Annotated in this window: 16 protein-coding genes; 10 read left to right on the top strand and 6 right to left on the bottom strand. The window is 69.3% G+C overall.

What is annotated here, in order from left to right; all coding sequences use genetic code 11:
* Positions 1 to 392: 392 nt before the first annotated feature.
* Both CCN51_RS22495 and CCN51_RS22490 read right to left on the bottom strand, forming a co-directional pair.
* Positions 393 to 1,427 carry an amidohydrolase family protein gene (locus tag CCN51_RS22495; protein WP_014179940.1) on the bottom strand — a complete coding sequence of 345 codons (1,035 nt, stop codon included), beginning with the start codon at positions 1,425 to 1,427 and terminating at the stop codon, positions 393 to 395.
* Positions 1,428 to 1,519: 92 nt separating this feature from the next.
* Positions 1,520 to 2,554, bottom strand: a complete 1,035-nt coding sequence (locus CCN51_RS22490; protein ID WP_014179941.1) for a LacI family DNA-binding transcriptional regulator — start codon at positions 2,552 to 2,554, stop codon at positions 1,520 to 1,522.
* Between the two features lie 217 nt (positions 2,555 to 2,771).
* On the opposite strand from CCN51_RS22490, the gene CCN51_RS22485 reads away from it, so the two are divergent.
* The 6 genes from CCN51_RS22485 to CCN51_RS22460 all read left to right on the top strand — a co-directional run bounded on the left by CCN51_RS22485 (position 2,772) and on the right by CCN51_RS22460 (position 7,665).
* Positions 2,772 to 4,094, top strand: coding sequence for an MFS transporter (locus tag CCN51_RS22485; protein WP_014179942.1), 1,323 nt, complete (start codon positions 2,772 to 2,774; stop codon positions 4,092 to 4,094).
* Between the two features lie 530 nt (positions 4,095 to 4,624).
* Positions 4,625 to 5,251: a hypothetical protein gene (locus tag CCN51_RS22480; RefSeq protein WP_143675873.1), complete on the top strand. Its 627-nt coding sequence runs from the start codon at positions 4,625 to 4,627 to the stop codon at positions 5,249 to 5,251.
* A 734-nt stretch (positions 5,252 to 5,985) separates the two neighbouring features.
* Positions 5,986 to 6,201, top strand: coding sequence for a type II toxin-antitoxin system VapB family antitoxin (locus CCN51_RS22475; protein WP_014179945.1), 216 nt, complete (start codon positions 5,986 to 5,988; stop codon positions 6,199 to 6,201).
* Complete coding sequence (locus CCN51_RS22470; protein ID WP_014179946.1) at positions 6,198 to 6,614, top strand: PIN domain nuclease; 417 nt, start codon at positions 6,198 to 6,200, stop codon at positions 6,612 to 6,614. Before CCN51_RS22475 ends, CCN51_RS22470 begins: the two co-directional genes overlap by 4 nt.
* 8 nt (positions 6,615 to 6,622) lie before the next feature.
* Positions 6,623 to 7,411 carry a carboxylesterase family protein gene (locus CCN51_RS22465; protein ID WP_014179947.1) on the top strand — a complete coding sequence of 263 codons (789 nt, stop codon included), beginning with the start codon at positions 6,623 to 6,625 and terminating at the stop codon, positions 7,409 to 7,411.
* A 14-nt stretch (positions 7,412 to 7,425) separates the two neighbouring features.
* Complete coding sequence (locus tag CCN51_RS22460) at positions 7,426 to 7,665, top strand: putative antibiotic biosynthesis monooxygenase (protein WP_014179948.1); 240 nt, start codon at positions 7,426 to 7,428, stop codon at positions 7,663 to 7,665.
* Positions 7,666 to 7,696: 31 nt separating this feature from the next.
* Here CCN51_RS22460 and CCN51_RS22455 read toward each other — a convergent pair whose 3' ends face one another.
* Positions 7,697 to 9,154 (bottom strand): sensor histidine kinase, encoded by a 1,458-nt coding sequence (locus tag CCN51_RS22455; RefSeq protein ID WP_014179949.1) that lies wholly within the window; start codon positions 9,152 to 9,154, stop codon positions 7,697 to 7,699.
* A complete protein-coding gene (locus CCN51_RS22450; protein WP_014179950.1) occupies positions 9,147 to 9,833 on the bottom strand; it encodes a response regulator transcription factor in 687 nt (228 codons plus the stop codon). The genes CCN51_RS22455 and CCN51_RS22450 overlap by 8 nt, the downstream gene beginning before the upstream one ends.
* Positions 9,834 to 9,981: 148 nt before the next feature.
* Between CCN51_RS22450 and CCN51_RS22445 the strand changes: the two genes are divergently transcribed.
* Positions 9,982 to 10,671, top strand: a complete 690-nt coding sequence (locus CCN51_RS22445; protein ID WP_014179951.1) for a PepSY domain-containing protein — start codon at positions 9,982 to 9,984, stop codon at positions 10,669 to 10,671.
* A gap of 106 nt (positions 10,672 to 10,777) precedes the next feature.
* Here the strand turns inward: CCN51_RS22445 and CCN51_RS22440 are convergent, their stop codons facing one another.
* Positions 10,778 to 12,502: a DUF3105 domain-containing protein gene (locus tag CCN51_RS22440; RefSeq protein ID WP_014179952.1), complete on the bottom strand. Its 1,725-nt coding sequence runs from the start codon at positions 12,500 to 12,502 to the stop codon at positions 10,778 to 10,780.
* Positions 12,503 to 12,854: 352 nt separating this feature from the next.
* Between CCN51_RS22440 and CCN51_RS22435 the strand changes: the two genes are divergently transcribed.
* Positions 12,855 to 13,469 carry a choice-of-anchor C family protein gene (locus CCN51_RS22435; RefSeq protein WP_014179953.1) on the top strand — a complete coding sequence of 205 codons (615 nt, stop codon included), beginning with the start codon at positions 12,855 to 12,857 and terminating at the stop codon, positions 13,467 to 13,469.
* Positions 13,470 to 13,515: 46 nt separating this feature from the next.
* Positions 13,516 to 14,421, top strand: coding sequence for a hypothetical protein (locus tag CCN51_RS22430; RefSeq protein WP_014179954.1), 906 nt, complete (start codon positions 13,516 to 13,518; stop codon positions 14,419 to 14,421).
* A gap of 29 nt (positions 14,422 to 14,450) precedes the next feature.
* On the opposite strand, the gene CCN51_RS22425 is transcribed toward CCN51_RS22430, so the two are convergent.
* Positions 14,451 to 15,332 carry an AraC-like ligand-binding domain-containing protein gene (locus CCN51_RS22425; RefSeq protein ID WP_264349586.1) on the bottom strand — a complete coding sequence of 294 codons (882 nt, stop codon included), beginning with the start codon at positions 15,330 to 15,332 and terminating at the stop codon, positions 14,451 to 14,453.
* 215 nt (positions 15,333 to 15,547) lie between these two features.
* Between CCN51_RS22425 and CCN51_RS22420 the strand changes: the two genes are divergently transcribed.
* The coding region (locus CCN51_RS22420; protein ID WP_107426047.1) for an RNA ligase family protein at positions 15,548 to 16,110 on the top strand (563 nt) is incomplete at its 3' end.

The following is a 16,110-nucleotide window of genomic DNA, read 5'->3' as shown; positions in this document are numbered from 1 at the left end:
CCCCCTCTCCTTCCCACCGAATGACGAACCACGAGGAACCGACATGCACGTACTTCTCGTCGAGGGCGACCCCGCCATCGCCGAACCGCTGGAACGTGGCCTGAAGCGTTACGGCCACACCGTCGACCGGGTCGCCACCGGACGAGCCGCCCCGTGGAGCAGGCGATGATCAGGTCCGTCGTCGACAGCGCCGTGTACGCCGCGGGAATCCGGTATCTGTACGACAACCCGGCAGGCGTCATGTCCTGGAACACCGGGATCGACTATCGCCGCTACTACGCCGACGCCGACCACGACCAACAACGAATCGTCCGGGACCTGTATGCCCGAGCGGGACTTACCTGCCCAGCAGGAACAACCGGGCGTACTTCCCGCGATGAACGGCGCGGCGCTCAGCGTGTCAGCCGGGAGCCGAGGAGTCGGCGCACATTGTTGCCGTAGATCGCTGCCTTCTCGGCTTCGGTGAGGTCGAGTTCCTCCACGTTGGCGATCGCGGAGCGGATGTAGCCCGGCCCCTTCTCCGGGTCGTACGGCGAGTCGCTGCCGAACAGGACGCGCTCGGGGCCGAAGAACTCCACGGCACAACGCAGGGCGTGGACGGCGCCGAACAGCGCGGTGTCGGCGTAGAACATCTTGAAGTAGTCGACAGGGCGTTTGGTCAGTGGGTATCCGGTGACGTCTTCCTGCTGGTGGGCCGGGGTGCGGGAGCCGAGCTGGTCCCAGCCGGGGCCGACGCGGCCGGAGAAGTGCGGGACCATGCTGCCGCCGTGGTGGATCAAGAACTTCAGGTTCGGGTAGCGCTCCAGGACGCCGGAGAAGACGATGCGGGCCATGAAGGCGGACAGGTCGTACTCCCAGCCGAAGGTCCACCAGATCTCGTACTTGGAGCGTTCCTCGGTCGGGTAGTCCGCCCAGCCGGAGTTGCGGCAGGGGTGCACCTGGACGAGGAGGTCGAGTTCGGCGCACCGCTTCCAGAACGGCTCGAAGCGGTCCTCGTCCAGCGGGTGGCCCTGCACATGCGTGTAGATCTGCACGCCGACCGCCCCCAACTGGCCCACTGCGCGGTCAAGTTCGGCCACCGCGGAGTTGACGTCGTTGAGTGCGACCGCGGCGCAGAAGCCGGCGAAGCGGTCGGGGTGCTTGTCCACCAGTTCGGCCAGGCCGTCGTTGCCGCGGCGGGCGAAGTCCGTGGAGACGGCGGGCGTTCCGAAGTCTTCCACTGGCGGGGCGGCGAGGTTGATGATCTGGCGGTAGCCGGGGAACTCGTCCAACTGCCGGAAGCGGACGTCGAGATCGACCAGGGACGGGATGTTCATGATGCGCTTGCGCAGGTTGGCGACGGCCGGGACGCCGTCCAGGGCGAAGAGCCGGTCGGCGTAGTCGCGGGGCAGGATGTGGCAGAAGGCGTCGAGCTTGTCGTCCGTCATGGGCCGTCCAAATCGTCGTGGGGCGGCCTGAGTCGGGGCAGCCCGAAGAAGAGGCACCGGCTGCGGTGCCTCGCCGCCTGCGGGTGTGGCTGTCAGGTCAGGCGCGTTGCGGAGGAACGGGGGATAAGGGTCGGGGCGTAGGTCAGGGTCTGGGGTGGTTTGCCGTCGATGGCCTGCTGGACCAGGGCCACCGCGCCCTGGGCGATGTCCCGGAAGGGGACGCGGACGCTGGTCAGGGCGACGGGGAGGCGGGCGGCGATGGGTGTGTCGTTGTAGCCGACCAGGGACAGGTCCTCGGGGATGCGCAGGCCGCGGCGGCGGGCGGCGGCCATGACGCCGATCGCGGTGTTGTCGTTGACGCACAGGACCGCGGTGGGCGGATCGGTGCGGGCGAGCAGCTGCGTGGCGATCTCCTCGCCGCTCTCCATGCTGAAACCGGAGGGCCGGACGAGGTCGTCGTCCACGTCGACGCCCGCTTCGGCCATGGCCTCACGAAAGCCGGCGGTGCGGCCGAGCGCGCTGGACGCGTGCGACGGTCCGGCGACCACGGCGATGCGGGTGTGGCCGAGATCGATGAGGTGCCTGGTGGCCAGGTGGCCGCCGAGCCGGTCGTCTCCCACGGCCGCCGGTCCGCGGCCGTCGGTGCGCATGGCGAGGGCGTACGGCACCTGCTGCTCGGCGAGCGTGCCGATGAACTCGCCCTGGCCGTCGAGCCGCGCGGTGGTCAGGATCATCGCGTCGACCCGGCGCTCCAGCAACAGCCGTCCGCTGTCCCGTTCGGCCGCCGGATCGTCGCCCGTCGTGGCGACCAGGGCGAGCAGCCCCTGCTCCTGGCAGGCGGCCGCGATCTCCTCGTAGAGCATCGCCATGACGGTGTCGGTCAGCCGGGGCACGATCACGCCGACCGTGCGCGTGCTCTGCCGGCGCAGGCTGGCCGCCGACGGGTCGGGGGTGTAGCCGATCTCCTGAGCGATGCCACGGATACGCTCCGCCGAGGCACTGCGGGAGAACGGATGCCGGCCGTCGAGGGCACGGGAGACCGTGGAGGGGTTCACCCCGGCCCTGCGCGCCACGTCGGCCAGAGTGGGGCGCTTCTTCCTGCCGCCGTCGGCTGATCGTGCCGTCATGCCGTTCGAGTCTCCCTTCACGCGGTGTCCCGCCATCGTCCAGGGGGTTGACGTCCGAAGAAGCACGCACTCATCATGCATTCGTTCGTGCAATCGTATGCACACTATGCCACGGCCCGACAGCCGGCAGAAACCCCCAGGCATCGGCATCCCCCGCGGATCGACTACGGTCGATCCGCGCGCCGCACGCCCTGAGTGAACAAGGCGGTTCACGCAGATGACAGAAACCAGCACGTCCCCACAGCAGTCGCCGACGCCGACCGCACCGCTCTACAGTCGGCGCGAGACAGTCCTGATCCTCGCCTTCGCCCTGCTGGGCACCCTCTTCGACGGCGCCGAGATCAACCTTGTCGGCTATCCCATGGCCTATATCGCCGACAGCCTGCACGTGTCGACGATCGAGATCATCTCGATCGCCACCTACCAGGGCTTCGCCTCCATCGCCGGAGGCTTCCTCTTCGGCTGGCTCGGCGACGCCATCGGCCGCCGCAAGACCTACGCCATGTGCGTCCTGGCCTTCGGTCTGGCAGCACTCCTCGGCGGCTTCGCCACGGGCTGGACCACCTTCCTGCTCACCCGGCTGCTCGCGGGGCTGGGGATGGGCGGTCTGTTCGGGCTGTCCTTCTCGATGTTCACCGAGTGCTGGAAGACCCGGCGGCGCGGGGCGATGGGCGGCGCCATCCAGTCGATGTTCTTCGTCGGGCAGATCATCACCGTCGGCGTGGTCTTCGCATGCGTCTCCGCGCTGGGCCACGACGCCGGGTGGCGTACGGGGTACAAGCTGATCGGGGCCGTCAGCCTAGTGGTCGCCGTCGCAGCGGCGTTCTGGCTCCCGGAGTCGAAGCACTGGGCCGAGTACCGGCGCGCGCTCCGAGCGGGAGAGCTGCCCGAGCGGTTGCGCCCCGCGAAGATCCCCTTCACCGATCTGGTCAGGGACGGCAACGCCCGGGTGTTCCTGACCTTCTCCGGCGTCGCCACCGCGACCTTTGTGGCGAGCAACGCGATCGGCGCCTACCTTTCGACGTATCTGCTCAAGGGGCAGCACCTGCCCTTCGGGCGTGCCACGGTGATCGTCCTCATCGGGTACGTCGCCACGATCCTCGCCTACACCCTCACCGGCTACGCCTCCGACCTGGTCAGCCGCAGGCGGGCCTACCTCTGGGCCGGCGTGGTGGGCACCGTCGGCTTCACCTGGTTCCTGACCCTGGCCGCCACCGGCGCTGACCATGTCGGCGTCCGCTTCTGGGCCGACCAGACCTTCTGGGCCCTGATGCTGTGCGCCGCAGGCTTCGGCGGCTTCGGCGTCATGGGCGTGTGGATGTCGGAACTGTTCCCGACGCGGCTGCGTGCCACGGGCAGCAACAGCACCTACTACATCGGCCGCGGCCTGGGCGCCGGCGTCTTCCCCCTCGCCGCCCTCGGCCTCGCCGGGACCGTGCCGCTGGCCCTCGGTCTCGGCGTCATCGGCCCCGCCCTCGGCCTCCTGCTCAGCTTCACGGCACCGGACCGCACCGGTCGAACCATCCAGTCGCTCGAATAGCCCGAAGCCCGTGCCCTCCAGCGGCCATCGCCCTCCAGGAGGGTGCGGATCAGGCGGGCGAAGGGCCATCCACGCTGATCACAGAGGCTCCGTCGGCACTGCTGTGCTGGGGGCGGAGCCTCTGTGCGTTGGAAAGGAAATCCGCTGCGGACGGGCTCGGAACCCATCTCTGAGCTGGCGTAATCGCCCGACTGTCCGGTGTTTCCAGCCGTCTGGGGGCGGTGTCGGGACGCAGTTGGGACGCAAGGATAGGAACAGACAGGCAAAGACTGAGGGGTGTAGACACGGTGCACCCGGCCTGAACAGCACAAACGTCGTGAACGGACGCTGATCGGCAAGGACCGCCAAGATCCTCAAACCGTGCCATGACCGCCGCGCACCCGCTGAACCTCCCACGCTCAGAGTGCTGACCAGGGGGAGAATCCAGAAGTCCGGCCGGAGTGCCAGGGGTCCGTCGGGTGGCCACGGCCATTGCCCTGGGACTGTGCGGTGTGCACCCTCGTGGGAAGGGGATCGCAGGGGGAGGTGCGATGAGACGCCCAGAGGTGCCCTCACTGATGAGGCACTGGCGGCTGGTGGTGATGCTGGAGGCTCAGGGGGCGACGGAGCCTGTCGACGGTGAGGTGGTTGCCGACGAGGTCTTGCCCTGGGCCCTCCTCCAGGACAGCCAGTACAGCGCCAGGCTCCCGTCCCTGTTCCTGTTGCGGAGACCGCAGGCGATGGGCTTGTCTTCGGGTAAGCGTGTCCGGTGCACGTCGGAGGAGTTCCGGCGCTGGCAGGAGGCCGCCCTCGGGTATGCCGCGGCTGTGGACCGCGTCAGTGACGAGATGGAGGCCGTCCGCGAGCGGGCGGCGCACGCCCGGTGGTGGATACCCGGCGATCGGCGCCGCGCCGATGAGACATGGCGGGAGGTGCGGCGGCGGTACGCCGAGGTGGTGCGGGAGGCGAGCGAGGCGTACGCGCCCGTCCGCGACGAGATCCGCCGGGCGATCGACGCCGAGGAGGAGCGGATCCGGGAGCTCCTCCGCGAGCAGGGCCTCACGCTGGAACAGTGGCAGCGCCGTCTGTTTTCCCAGGGCCCTTCACAAGGCCGGGGCAACCCCTCCGGCGGCACCGCGACCGGTGGCACGGGCGGTTTCGGCTTCGGTGGCTTCTGAGGGCTGTCCGGCGGGTCTCGGCGGAGCCGCAGCTGGTCCAGCAGGGGACCTTCTGGGCGGTTACTCGGGTGTGGCCAGTTGGAGCAGGGTGGGGGTTTGGCCGGTGGCGAGATAGCCGCGGCAGGGTGGTGAGTAGTGAGGTTTCGGTGAATGCGGGGTCGCTGTGGTCCTCGAAGTGTTCCCAGCCGTCGATGATGACCACGACGTGGGGACGGGGTGCGGCCTGGGACAGCAGGCCGGTGGTGGATCGTCGCTGGACTTCTTGGGCGAGCCAGGTGATGAGGCGTCGGATGCGGTCCGGTTCGGTGGGGGAGAAGGCGCCGCCGCAGTGGGGCAGGTGGCTGTAGTCGGACAGTCAGGAGGGTCCGGAATGGGGCGGTGAGCCCGCTGTGCTGGGCGGCTTCTTCGATGGCGGCGATGGCCGGCCAGGTCCTGGTCGGATGAGGCCGCGCCCGTGCAGGGAGCCGGGGATGGTGGCGGCGTCGGGTGCGCCGAGGACTTCGGTGCTGTCGGCGGGCTCGTCTGTCGCAGGCTGATCCGCAGGGAGATGTTGTTCTTGAGCTCGGGCGGCAGCTTGCCCTGCAGTGACTGAGTCGCTTGACGCCGGCAGCACGCCCGGACACAACGTCCGGTCGCGCGTCCATATCGACGCACACGCAGCAGGTGGCGATATCTGGTGGCGCGAAATTCGATATCATCGAGGCGTGTGGGGGCGTCAGCCTGGAGGAGGACTCATGGCACGAACCGTCATTGATGTCGACGACGAGATGCTTGCCGAGGCCGCGGAGATCTTCGGCACCACGACGAAGGTCGCCACGGTGAACGCCGCGCTGGAAGATGCGATCAAGCGCCGCAAGCGTGCATCGTTCCTGAACTGGCTTGCCGAAGGCGGCCTGCCCGACCTGACGGGTCCCGTTGAGGCTCCGGCTGACCCGCACCAGGCTGCATGACCGATCGCTACCTCATCGACAAGTCCGCACTTGCCCGTTACCCGAAGCCGGCCGCTCGTGCGGTGATCGAGCCGCTGCACAATGCGGGTCTGCTCGCCGTGTGCGGCGCCGTCGAGCTGGAGGTATTGCACAGTGCCCGTTCGAAGGGCGACGCGGAACGCATCCGCGACGAGATGCGCGGCTTCGACTGGCTTCCGACCCCTGATGAGGCATGGGACCGTGCTCTGGAGGTGCAGACCCAGCTCATCGCGGCCGGTAACTGGAAGGCTCTCTCGGTATCGGACCTCGTGATCGCGGCGACCGCCGAACGTCACAGCGTGATCGTCCTGCACTACGACGGCGACTACGACATGATCGCAGCCGTGACGGGGCAGTCAACGCGATGGGTTGTGCCCTCTGGAACAGCAGACTGAGGCCCCTCGTGCACAGGCTCCGCCTCCGCCGCCAGGAAAGGCACTCCGCTGCTTGGTTCGATTTCCCCCCCGCTCTCGGTGTCCCGGCCGGTGCTGACGCGGCCAAGGCACTGCGCGCCCTGCCCGTCGAGCAACTGCTGTCCGCCTACGGCCGGCTCGCGGGGCGACTCGCACGTCCGGGCAACGCGGCGCCGCCGATGTATCCGGTGCTCGGCGGCCCCGGTCTTCCCCGCACCTGGCAGCAGGAACTCGCGGGCGGCGCCCTGGAGGGCAAGCCGCTGCTGATCGGTACCACCCGGGACGAGGCAACGGCCTTCTTCGCCTTCGACCCGCACATCCAGAACCTCACCACCGCCGGCGCGCTGGACATCCTGACCGGACAGATCGGCGAACAGGCCCACGAGATCTACCAGCGGCACGCCGACCGGCTTCCGCAGGCGACGCCGGCGCAGATCTTCACCGCGGTGCAAACCGATGAGCTGTTCCGCGACGGCGCGCTGCAGATCGCCGACCACCACGCGGCCGGCGGCAACGCGACCTACATCTACCAGTTCGACTACCAGCCGACCGAGGACGAACACGCCCTCGGCGCCACCCACTGCGGCGAACTGCCCTTCCTCTTCAACACCTTCGACGCCTACCCGGACAGCCCGATGCTCGGCGAGGTCGGCGACGCCCAGCAGGCCCTGGGACACACCTTCGCCACCTCTGCCGCCGAGTTCGTCACGACCGGATCGGTGCACGACTGGCTGCCCTACGCGCCCGCAACGGCCGCGCGCATCCGGCACTTCGGCTGAGACAGGTGACAAGCATGAAGCACATATTCCGCAGCGCGACCCAGCCCCACTGGGCGGAGTTCCTCACCCTGCTGGCAACCATCTACCCCGCGGACCGGCTGTACTCCCTGACCGTCGCCGACCGGTTCGCGCACTGGAACCAATGGCTGCGCCCACTCCCGTTCACGCTGGCAGTGCTGGTCCTCCTGGTCTTCATCGTGATGCCGGGCGCCGGCAAGCTCTGGAAGGCCTTGCACGCAGCCGCTCGGGGCTGACTGCTGGGTGTCGGCGGCGTCGGCCCGATGGTCAGGTGGTGCGGTCCAGCCTGACCTGGAAAGCCGCGCCGCCGCCTGGCGCCTGGCTCACCGCCAATGTTCCGCCGTGGCGCTCCACGACATCGCGAGCGATGGCCAGACCCAGTCCCGCTCCACCGTCGTCCCGCGTGCGGGCCTCGTCGAGGCGGACGAAGCGTTCGAAGATCCGCACTCGGTCGGCCTCGGGCACACCGGGGCCGTCATCGGTGACGATGAGCACCGCGTCCGCGCCGTCGGCGCGCACTTCGACGCCGACCGTAGACCTCGCGTGGCGTTGGGCGTTGTCGAGGAGATTGCCGAGCACACGGGCCAACTGCCCTCTGCTGCCGCGTACGTCGAGGGGCCCGTCGCTCATGCTGAGGCTCGGGGCGATGCGGTCCGTGGCGGTGCGTTCCGCGAGCTCCTTGCGGACGAGAACCGCCAGGTCGATCCGGGCCTCCGCCGGCCGCTCCCCGGCGTCGAGGCGGGCCAGCAGGAGCAGGTCGGCCGCCAGGTGCTGGAGGCGGATGACGTCCTCGAGCACCCCCTCGACGTCCAGAAGCTCGGAGTGCGCGACGGCGACCTCGAGTTGGGTACGCAAGGACGCGATCGGGCTGCGCAGTTCGTGGGAGGCGTCGGCGACGAAGCGGTGCTGGCGCTCGACGGACCGCTCCAGTGCGGTCAGGGTCTCGTTGGTGGTGGCGGCGAGCCGGGCGATCTCGTCGTGCGAGTCGGGCTGGGGCACGCGACGCGAGAGATCGCCGCTGGCGGTGATCTCGGCCATCTCCCCGCGTATGCCCTCGACGGGGCGTAGCGCCCGCCGGGTGACCAGCCATGTCACCCCGGCGACCACGACGAGCAGACATGGCAGGCCGATCAGCATGACCCTGGTGACCTGGTCGAGGGTGGCCTGTTCGCCCTCCAGCGAGATGCCCGCGTAGACGGTGTAGGTGCGGCCGTCGTAGGCCGTTCCCTGTACGGCGGCGAAGCTGTAGTCGTGGGTTTCGTCGCCGACCCTCACGGTGAGGTCCTTGCGGTCCACGTCCGTGCCGACCTTGCCCCGGGCCGGGGCGCTGCCGTGGTCGTCATCGTCGTCATCGTCATGGCCGTTGTCATCGCCGTGAGACGAGACTTTCGGCGCGGTGCCCTTGGGAGCGGGCGAGTAGTTCGTGACAGGGCCGCGTCCGCGCAGGTCGTCACTGGCGGCCAGCACCTTGCCCGCGGAGTCGACGATCTGGACGGGCCGGTCCTCGTCGTCGGGCAGGGCCACGGAACCGAAGTCTCCATTCAGCGCGGCCTGCGCGCCCGCCACCTTGCGGGCCGCGACCTCGGACTCCAGGCTCGCCCGGTCGACCAGGTTGTGGCGCAGTACGGCGACCAAAGCGACGCCCGCCGCGACCAGAGCGACGGAGACGACCAGGGTCGCGGCCAGCGCGGCGCGGGCGCGGACGGAGGCGAATGGCCTACGCATGGCGGCCGCCGTCGGCTTCGAGGCGGTATCCGGCGCCTCGCACGGTCGTGATGGAACGCCGTCCGAACGGGAGGTCGAGCTTGCGGCGCAGGGCGCTCACATAGACCTCGACGATGTTCGGGTCGCCGTCGTAGGCGAAGTCCCACACGTGGGCGAGGACGTCCGCCTTCGACACGACCCGGCCCGCGTGCAGCGCGAGCTGCTCCAGGACCGCGAACTCTTTCGCGGTCAGCGTGACTTCCGCCCCCGCCCGCTCCACGCGCCTGGCGCCGGGGTCGACGGTCAGGTCGCCGATCTTCAGCACCTGGACGCCGGCACGGGTACGGCGACGCAGCAGGGCGCGGATGCGGGCCTGCAGGACGACGTACGAGAACGGTTTGGTGAGGTAGTCGTCCGCGCCTGTGTCCAGGCCCTCGGCCTCGTCGTACTCGCCGTCCTTCGCGGTCAGCATGAGGATCGGCGTCTCGTCGCCGACCGCCCGCAGTTGGGCGCAGACGCGGTAGCCGTTCAGGCCGGGCAGCATGATGTCCAGCACGATCAGGTCGTAGTCCTGCTCCTGCGCCATGTGCAGACCGCTGACACCGTCGTGGGCCACGTCCACGGCGAAACCCTCGGCGGCCAGACCCCGGGCCAGGGCGGTGGCGAGGCGTTTCTCGTCCTCTACGATGAGCAGTCGCATATCCCTCAGCGTCGCATGTCCTTCCTGAAGCGATCTTCAGGAAGCTTCAGCTTGGCTTCAGGATCGCTCGCGCAGGGTTGTCCTTGTCAGGCCGACCCCGGTCGGCATCCCTGCGGCCCGGCCGCAGTTGAGGAAAGGACCACCCACGATGAACTCCCTCAAGCGCTCGCTGACCGGCCGTCGCCGTACCGTCGCCGCCGTGCTCGCGGCCACCGTGCTGCTCGGTGGCGCCGGTGCCGCGACCGCTGTGGCCTTCGCCGACGATGGCAGCCACGACAGCAGCCGCGACAGCACCCACGCAGCCGTGGGCACCACCTACGAGGACCGCGACGACGGTACGTTCGCCACGAAGACGAAGATCGACCTCAAGCAGGCGGCCGACGCGGCCGTGGCGTCGGTCGCGGGCAAGGTCACCTCCGTCGAGCTTGAGGGGCACCAGGGCAAGGCCGTCTGGAAGGTCGATGTCGCCTCCGCCAAGGGCGCGGAACACGAAGTCACGGTGAACGCCACCAGCGGCAGGGTCACCGCGCACAGGACCGACCACGACGACGCCGATGACGAGGCCGCTCTGGCCAGGTCCGCCAGGACCGGCCTCGGCCAGGCCGTGGACGCCGCGCTCAAGAAGATCCCCGGCACGGCGACGTCCGCCGAGCTGGACGACGACAACGGTCGGTCGGCCGCCTGGCACATCGACGTCACCGACGCCAAGGGCGCCGAACACGAGGTCACCGTCGACGCCCGGTCCGGCAAGGTCACGGCCGTGCAGGCCGACGACGACCACGACGACCACGACCGCTCGGGCGACAACGACAGGGGCGACGACCGCGAGGAGGACTGACCTACTGAGGGCCGGGTGTTGGCGATGTACCGCTGGTTATGTACATCGCCAACTCGAACCCGGGACGGTCGAGGCGAGGGTCTCGGCTGCGGCGGTGGTGCAGTGGTTACGAGGACGACACGCCTCCGGTGCAGGCAGCCCCTGGCTCGGGGGTCTGTGCGCCCTGGACGTACTTGTCGAGGAACGCGTTGACCCGCGCGTCGGACGCGTTCTGGACGTTGAGCTGGTGTCCCCAGGCCGTCAGCGTGATCGGTGACGACTGGTTCTTGTACGGGCTCATCAGCGTGTACGGCGTCTTGGCCACCTTGGCCGTCAGCGCGGTGACGTCCGCAGGGGCGGCCTTGTCGTTGTAAGTGACCCAGACGGCGCCGTGCTCCAGGGCGTGCACGGCGTTCTCGTCGCGGATCTGGGTTTTGTAGACGTCACCGTTGCAGTTCTGCCAGGCGGGGTCGTGGTCGCCACCGGCGGGAGGAGTCATGGGGTAGTTGACCGGGGTGGTGACGTGGTTCCGGCTCAGATTGGGCCACGTCTTTTCACCGGTGACCGAATCCCCCTGGGACGTGGATTCTCCCGGCTGCGCTGTTTCTCCCGGCTGCGTTGTTTCTCCCGACTGCGCTTCAGAATTTGCGCCCTTACTGGAGTCGTCCTTACTGGAGTCGTCTCTGAGGAGGAAGAAGGCTCCACTTCCCAGGAGAATCACCATCACCGCCGCAAGGGCGATCCACATGGCCTTTTCGTTCTTCGCGCCGGTTGTGGGGGCCGAGGGGTGGGCCGGCGGAGCGTACGGCATGGGGCCGGGCGAGTAGTGGACGTTGGCGTGCTGTCCGACGGCGGTGGGGTGGCCCGCCCAGGTGGCCTGGGGAGAGTAGGTCGGCGGAGCTGACGGCGTGTGCGGTGGCGTGTGCGGCGGTATGTGCGGTGGCGCGGTCGTCGGTCCGACAGGGGCGGTGAGGCTGTCACTCGTCGCCTGGCCGGGGCGGGGTGGTTCTGCTGCGGGCGGTGCGGTGGTGGATGGGAGCAGGGTGCGGGCTTTTTCGCTGGTCATCCGGTCGGTGGTGTCGCGGGTGAGGAGTCCGGTGATCAGTGTTGAGAGTGGCGGCTGGCAGTTCAGTGGCGGCAGGTCGTCGTGGAGGATTGCGTGCAGGGTGGCGGCCGGGGTCTGGCGGGCGAACGGGTCACCTCCCTCGACGGCGTGGAACAAGGTCGCGCCCAGCGACCACAGATCCGCCGCGGGAGAAGGATCAGCGCCTTGGAACAGTTCCGGGGCCATATAGCCGGTCGAGCCTGTGACGCCGTCGCGGGTCAGGCGGGTGTCGTCCATGGCGTGGGCGATGCCGAAGTCCACGAGTTTGACGTGGTCGCCGGGGAGCACCATGACATTGCTGGGTTTGATGTCCCGGTGGACGAGCCCGATCGAGTGCGCGGCGTCCAAAGCGGACAGCAACTGCCCCGCTATACGGACCACTCGCTCCTGCGGCAGGGCCCTGTACCACTCCAGGAGCTCCGCCAGCGAGGGCCCCTCCAGCAGCTCCATGACGATGTAGGCAGCGTCGTCCTCGGGCGTCGCCGGTACGAGATCGTAGATCGCCACAACACCGGGATGGTTGAGCCGACCCGCCGTACGAGCCTCGCGCAAGGCGCGTTCACCGAACATCGACCGCTCCTCGGCCGACAGCCCTGGCGGAGTACGCAACTCCTTGACTGCCGCAGCCCGTCCGATCAGCTCGTCGGTCGCCCTCCAGACCACGCCCATTCCGCCCTGGCCCAGCACGCCTGCCAGTCGGTACCGGCCGGCCACCAGCCGCCCAGCCCCCTGGGAATCCGTCTCCACAACCGTGCTCCTCACGGAATCGCCCGCCGGCCGGCGCCACGCGCGCTAGCCTCACAGCAGGTTATCCAGTGATGCCATCACGTAGAGATCTCACGGGTGAGGTCACGAGCCGATGGCTGGGCCAACAGTGGCGACCTCCGCATGCAAGGCGACTACGCCCCACGATTCCTGCGGAGACCTTCACTGGCGGCAGGGGCCGGCGAATCGGCTCATCGGTGTGTGGGGAGGCGCGTGTGGCCACCGGGCCATGCCCGGCGCGCCCGCACTCCTGCGTGCGCGCCTTCCGGGCGCCTTCTGCCCGGTGGGAAGGTCGAGCGCGTTCCACCGACCTTCATCTTTTAGGAGGAAATACATGGTGGTTTCCCGCTCTGCCTTCACCGCGGTTGCCGTGGTCGGGCTGCTGGCCGCCTCCGGTACGGCGCTGGCCGCGGCGCCTGCCGCTCCCGCCACCCCCGCTGCCGCGGCCGTCAGCCGGTTCGACGACGGCAGCTTCGAGTACCCCACCGCGCCCGCGAACGCGTTCTCGACGCTCTCCAGCGGTCAGTCCATCGGTCCGTGGAAGGTCACCGGTGGGGGTGTGGACCTGATCGGCGCCGGATTCTGGCAGGCGGCCGAGGGGGATCAGTCCGTCGATCTCAACGCCGTTCAGCCGGGAGCAGTGGCGCAGACCTTCTCGACAGTGCCCGGGCGGAAGTACACCGTGACGTACTCGCTCGCCTCGAACCCCGGTGGTCCGGCGGTGAAGACCGGGAAGGTGCTCATCGACGGGCAGGACTTCCAGGACTTCTCGTTCAACTCCACGGGCAAGAGCCACGCGAACATGGGCTATGTCACCCGCGAGGTCACCTTCGTGGCCGGCGGCAACACGACGACCCTCGGCTTCGCCAGCACGGTGGGCGGCGCCTACGGCCCGGTCATCGATGACGTACGGGTCGAGACCTGCCGCCCGTGTGGTTGCCCGAAGTAACGGCATAACGGTAGCGGTGTCAGTGCCGTGAGGTTCACTGGGCCGCATGCACCACACCGAGCTCCGCCAGCTGCTTGATCAGACCCTCACCGATCCCGGGCCGCACTGCCCGCTGCCCGGGCATGGCGAAGGACACGTCTGTATCGTCCGCGCCGGATGGGATCTGGCGCAGCTGGAGCAGGCCGTCCTGGAGGTGCTGCCCTGGACCGGTCAGCCCGTGCGGCGGCTGGTCACCGGTGGCGTCCCCATCCCCGCGTTCGGCGGTCCGCCCACGGGGTCGGGCGAGGGCGAGGTGCTGGAGTTGCGCGGTTGGGCCCTGAACGAGCACTGGTTCGGTTACGGCCTGACGGCCGCGGCGGACGGCCCGCGCGGGGTGATCGTCGTCGCGGGCCGGGGCGCCTTCCCGTCCGATGTCGGGTGGCCGCAGCGTCTTGCGGTCCTCACCGGATGGGAGGCGCTGCGGCCGGTCCGCGACGACCACGCAATCGGCAGGGCGATCGACTGGGCGGCCGCGGAATCTGCGCTCGGTACGGCCCTGCCCAGCGGCTACAAGGAGATCGTCGACCTGTTCGGGGTGGGCAGCTTCGACGAGTATCTGGATCTGCTGGTGCCGGGCGCCCCGGCGGCGGATCTTGTCAGTTGGGGCCTGGACATGCCGAAGTACGCCGAGCTGTACCGGCCCTACCCGGTGTATCCCGCACCCGGCGGCGTGCTGATCTGGGGCAGCTCCGAGCAGGAGCTGACGTTCCACTGGCTGACCGGTGCCGACGACCCGGACGACTGGCCGGTGCTTGTGCAGTACAACTCCGGCGAGTGGCAGCGCTTCGACTGCGGCACCGGCGAGTTCATCCTGCGCCTGCTCACCGACCGGCAGGAGCCGTTCGCCTTTCCGACCGCGGCGCGGGTGGCCGCCCACTGGTTCGAGGGATGGGGCCTGCCCGAGCCTCGGTAGGAGTTCAGGCGATCAGGCGATCAGGCGATTCAGGTCTTGTAGCGGTATTCGCTCGGCGATACGCCATAGGCGCTGCGGAAGGCGCGGGCGAAGTCGCCCGGGCGGGAGAACCCCCACGTCGCGGCGGTGGCCTGGATCGGCCGCGCGGCGAGCCGGGGGTTGGCGAGGTCGCGACGGCAGCGTTCGAGGCGCTGGTGGCGGATCCAGGACGCCACGGTCAGGCCGTGCCGCTGGAAGAGGCGGTGGAGCGAGCGGGGGGACATGTGGTGGGCCGCGGCGACGGCGGCCGGGGTGAGGCCGGGGTCGGGCAGGTGTCGGCGGATGAACTCCTGCACCCGGAGGAGCAGCGTGCGCTCCCGGCTCTCGGGCGGCAGGGCGGACATGGCGTCCAGCCGCTGGGCGATGGTGTGGCCGAGCAGATCGACCAGGGTGGTGGACAGCCGGGGCGCGTCCTGAGGGGCGAACTGCCACGGATGGCGGGCGACATGCGCGAGGAACTGGGAGAGCAGCGAGGCGAATCCCTCGCCACCGGGTATACGAGTGGCCGCGAGGCGGTCCACCTGCCGCCCGGTCAGCGGCAGCGCCGCCCGGGGCAGATGCAGAAGTAACTGGCGGACCGGCGCCGCGCCCTCGGGGCTTGCCCAGCCGTCGAACGGCTCCGAGGAGCTGTACACCGCCAGATCCCCGGCGCCGAGCAGGGTGTGCCTCCTGAACTGCGTCAACCCCATGTTTCCGGAGAGCGTGAGCGACAGCTGCACATAGCCGGGGTCGCTGCGCTGGATCAGCCGCGGTGTCCGGGTCACGGTCAGCATGGGGTAGGCCATATCGGAGACCTGGACGTCACCGAGGTTCAGCACCCGGGCCGAGGCCTCGAAGTCCGCCGCGCGGTCGCTGCCCATGGCGGTCGGGATCAGCGTCCCACCGCACCGGCCCGTTGTCAGTGCCGCGCCCTACCGTGGAAGACGTCCTATCCACGCTGCGGGCTGCGCGTGACTCGGACGCGAGAAGGCCGGACCCAAACAGCGCGGGTCCGGCCTTCGCATGCCCCAAGGTTCCAAGGCCCCAAGGCCCCAGGCCGTTAAAACTTCGTTGCCCGATCCGTCGCGTACGGCATAGAAAGAATCCCGTGATCCGCAAGTACCCGAGGACCCCGCACCTCCAGGGCTCCCGACTCCAACCCGGCGACGAGGACCTGGCCGCCGTACCGTTCGCCGAGATCGCGGGCCGGTATCTCGTGGTCGAGGAGAAGCTCGACGGCGCCAACGCGGCGATCAGCTTCACACCGGACGGGGAGTTGAGGCTGCAGAGCCGTGGCCACTTCCTCACCGGCGGGCCCCGGGAGCGTCACTTCTCGCCGTTCAAGGCGTGGGCGGCGCTGGTCCGGGATCTGCTGTGGCCGCGGCTGGGGAGCCGCTATGTGCTGTACGGCGAGTGGCTGTACGCCAAGCACACGGTGTACTACGACGCACTGCCGCACTACTTCTGCGAATTCGACGTGCTGGACCGCGACGAGGGCGTGTTCCTGTCCACCGCCCGGCGCGGTGAGCTGCTGGAGGGGCTTCCCGTGCACTCGGTGCCGGTGCTGCACACCGGGCCGCTGAGCAGCCTGGCCGCGCTGACCGCGTTCGTCGGGCCCTCGACGTGCCGTACGGAGGGGTGGCGGGCCGCGCTGCGGGAGACGGCCGGGGC

The sequence above is a fragment of the Streptomyces milbemycinicus genome (assembly GCF_002154605.1).
Taxonomy (GTDB): domain Bacteria; phylum Actinomycetota; class Actinomycetes; order Streptomycetales; family Streptomycetaceae; genus Streptomyces; species Streptomyces milbemycinicus.
This window is presented reverse-complemented; position numbering and strand designations above follow the sequence as displayed.

Bases quoted from the DNA above. Each gene is read 5' to 3' on its own strand.
- CCN51_RS22495 (WP_014179940.1), bottom strand. From the start codon at position 1,427: ATGACGGACGACAAGCTCGACGCCTTCTGCCACATCCTGCCCCGCGAC.
- CCN51_RS22490 (WP_014179941.1), bottom strand. From the start codon at position 2,554: ATGACGGCACGATCAGCCGACGGCGGCAGGAAGAAGCGCCCCACTCTG.
- CCN51_RS22485 (WP_014179942.1), top strand. From the start codon at position 2,772: ATGACAGAAACCAGCACGTCCCCACAGCAGTCGCCGACGCCGACCGCA.
- CCN51_RS22480 (WP_143675873.1), top strand. From the start codon at position 4,625: ATGAGACGCCCAGAGGTGCCCTCACTGATGAGGCACTGGCGGCTGGTG.
- CCN51_RS22475 (WP_014179945.1), top strand. From the start codon at position 5,986: ATGGCACGAACCGTCATTGATGTCGACGACGAGATGCTTGCCGAGGCC.
- CCN51_RS22470 (WP_014179946.1), top strand. From the start codon at position 6,198: ATGACCGATCGCTACCTCATCGACAAGTCCGCACTTGCCCGTTACCCG.
- CCN51_RS22460 (WP_014179948.1), top strand. From the start codon at position 7,426: ATGAAGCACATATTCCGCAGCGCGACCCAGCCCCACTGGGCGGAGTTC.
- CCN51_RS22455 (WP_014179949.1), bottom strand. From the start codon at position 9,154: ATGCGTAGGCCATTCGCCTCCGTCCGCGCCCGCGCCGCGCTGGCCGCG.
- CCN51_RS22450 (WP_014179950.1), bottom strand. From the start codon at position 9,833: ATGCGACTGCTCATCGTAGAGGACGAGAAACGCCTCGCCACCGCCCTG.
- CCN51_RS22445 (WP_014179951.1), top strand. From the start codon at position 9,982: ATGAACTCCCTCAAGCGCTCGCTGACCGGCCGTCGCCGTACCGTCGCC.
- CCN51_RS22435 (WP_014179953.1), top strand. From the start codon at position 12,855: ATGGTGGTTTCCCGCTCTGCCTTCACCGCGGTTGCCGTGGTCGGGCTG.
- CCN51_RS22430 (WP_014179954.1), top strand. From the start codon at position 13,516: ATGCACCACACCGAGCTCCGCCAGCTGCTTGATCAGACCCTCACCGAT.